Origin of the sequence: Klebsiella sp. EMBS2024 (assembly GCF_036233805.1) — a bacterium.
Lineage (GTDB): Bacteria > Pseudomonadota > Gammaproteobacteria > Enterobacterales > Enterobacteriaceae > Klebsiella > Klebsiella pneumoniae.
Map to the genome: position 1 here is coordinate 3,229,761 of NZ_JAZARW010000001.1, position 1,886 is coordinate 3,231,646.

Here is a 1,886-nt window from a genome sequence, read left to right on the forward strand (position 1 = left end):
TATGGCTGATAGTCGGTCTGCTGCAGGTTACTTTGCGGCGCTTTTCTCTGCCCGCTGGCGACGCAGCTCTTTCGGGTCTGCGATCAGCGGTCGATAGATTTCGACCCGGTCGCCGTCGTGAACTTCGTCATGCAGCTTTACCGGACGACTGTAGATACCCAGCTTGTTTTTCGCCAGATCAATGTCATCACGCAGCGCCAGCAGACCGCTGGCGATAATCGCCTGCTCGACCGTCGCCCCCTCGTCCAGGGTGACCCGCTGCAGATACTGCTTTTCAGGCAGCGCGTAGGCGACTTCAACACGAATATTAGCCGGCACTGTAAACCTCTTTGGCGCGCGAAGTGAACGCCTGCACCATGTTAGCGGCCAGCTCTTTGAAGATCCGGCCAAAAGCCATCTCAATCAGTTTATTAGTAAACTCGAAATCGAGATGGAATTCGATTTTGCAGGCCTCGGGGCTCAGCGGAATAAACTTCCAGCCGCCAATCAGCTTCTTGAACGGGCCATCCACCAGGCTCATCAAAATGCTCTGGTTGCTGGTCAGTGTATTGCGTGTGGTGAAGGTCTTACTGATGCCGGCTTTGGACACATCAACCGCCGCCGTCATTTGCGTCGGCCCCAATTCCAGCACGCGGCTACCGGTGCAGCCTGGCAGAAAATCAGGATAGGACTTCACATCGTTTACCAGTTGATACATCTGTTCCGCGCTGAAAGGCACCAGCGCAGTACGGCTAATCTGAGGCATAGCAGGTTCCACATTTAAACACAGTGCAAATAATATCATTTATCTGCTGCTAAAAAAAACGCTGTGCCGCAACTCGTGCTAAGATGCGCAGTACACCTCGCAGGATGCGATCGAGGTAACTGTGTATAAGACGATGACTTCAGGACATTATGACTAAGAAAAAAGCCCACAAACCTGGATCAGCCACCATTGCGCTGAATAAACGCGCCCGTCACGAATACTTTATCGAAGATGAATACGAGGCTGGTCTCGCCCTGCAGGGCTGGGAGGTCAAATCCCTGCGTGCAGGCAAAGCCAACATCGGCGATAGCTATGTCATCCTGAAGGATGGCGAGGCCTTCCTGTTCGGCGCCAACTTTACGCCCATGGCCGTGGCTTCCACCCACTATGTCTGCGACCCGACGCGCACCCGTAAGCTGCTGCTCAACCAGCGCGAACTCGACACGCTGTACGGCCGCATTAACCGCGAAGGTTACACCGTCGTCGCCCTGTCGCTGTACTGGAAGAACGCCTGGTGCAAAGTGAAAATCGGCGTCGCCAAAGGTAAGAAACAGCACGACAAGCGTACCGACCTGAAAGATCGTGAATGGGCGCTGGATAAGGCGCGTATTATGAAGCACGCCGGACGTTAATTTCCCCTCCCCGAGGGCCAGCTCTCGCTGGCCCTTACGCTATATCCTTGTTGATGCTGCTTTTTCGTCCACCCTGCTGAAATAATCCTGCGTGATGGGGCTGGTAACGACATTCACAAATCTGTTATACTTGACCTACACATTGGGGCTGATTCTGGATTCGACGGGATTTGCGAAACCCAAGGTGCATGCCGAGGGGCGGTTGGCCTCGTAAAAAGCCGCAAAAAATAGTCGCAAACGACGAAAACTACGCTTTAGCAGCTTAATAACCTGCTCTGAGCCCTCTCTCCCTAGCTTCCGCTCTTAAGACGGGGATCAAAGAGAGGTCAAACCCAAAAGAGATCGCGTGGATGCCCTGCCTGGGGTTGAAGCGTTAAATCTAATCAGGCTAGTTTGTTAGTGGCGTGTCTGTCCGCAGCTGGCAAGCGAATGTAAAGACTGACTAAGCATGTAGTGCCGAGGATGTAGGAATTTCGGACGCGGGTTCAACTCCCGCCAGCTCCACCAAA

The 1,886-nt window shown here is 53.5% G+C and carries 3 protein-coding genes and 1 other RNA gene; 2 read left to right on the forward strand and 2 right to left on the reverse strand.

Features of this window, described 5'->3' with window-relative positions; translation table 11 throughout:
• Nucleotides 1-27 precede the first annotated feature (27 nt).
• Together VZP09_RS14890 and VZP09_RS14895 are read right to left on the reverse strand one after the other, a co-directional pair.
• Nucleotides 28-318, reverse strand: coding sequence for an RnfH family protein (locus VZP09_RS14890; RefSeq protein WP_004145682.1), 291 nt, complete (start codon nt 316-318; stop codon nt 28-30).
• Nucleotides 308-745 carry a type II toxin-antitoxin system RatA family toxin gene (locus tag VZP09_RS14895; protein ID WP_004174798.1) on the reverse strand — a complete coding sequence of 146 codons (438 nt, stop codon included), beginning with the start codon at nt 743-745 and terminating at the stop codon, nt 308-310. Before VZP09_RS14895 ends, VZP09_RS14890 begins: the two co-directional genes overlap by 11 nt.
• Before the next feature lie 149 nt (nt 746-894).
• Between VZP09_RS14895 and smpB the strand changes: the two genes are divergently transcribed.
• The gene (gene smpB, locus VZP09_RS14900) at nt 895-1,377 is read left to right on the forward strand and encodes an SsrA-binding protein SmpB (RefSeq protein WP_002914164.1); all 483 of its coding nucleotides are present in this window, start codon (nt 895-897) and stop codon (nt 1,375-1,377) included.
• Between the two features lie 144 nt (nt 1,378-1,521).
• Nucleotides 1,522-1,884: a transfer-messenger RNA gene (ssrA, locus tag VZP09_RS14905) on the forward strand.
• Nucleotides 1,885-1,886 lie beyond the last annotated feature (2 nt).

Coding starts and splice junctions, on each gene's coding strand:
- VZP09_RS14895 (WP_004174798.1), bottom strand. CDS start 745: ATGCCTCAGATTAGCCGTACTGCGCTGGTGCCTTTCAGCGCGGAACAG.
- smpB (WP_002914164.1), top strand. CDS start 895: ATGACTAAGAAAAAAGCCCACAAACCTGGATCAGCCACCATTGCGCTG.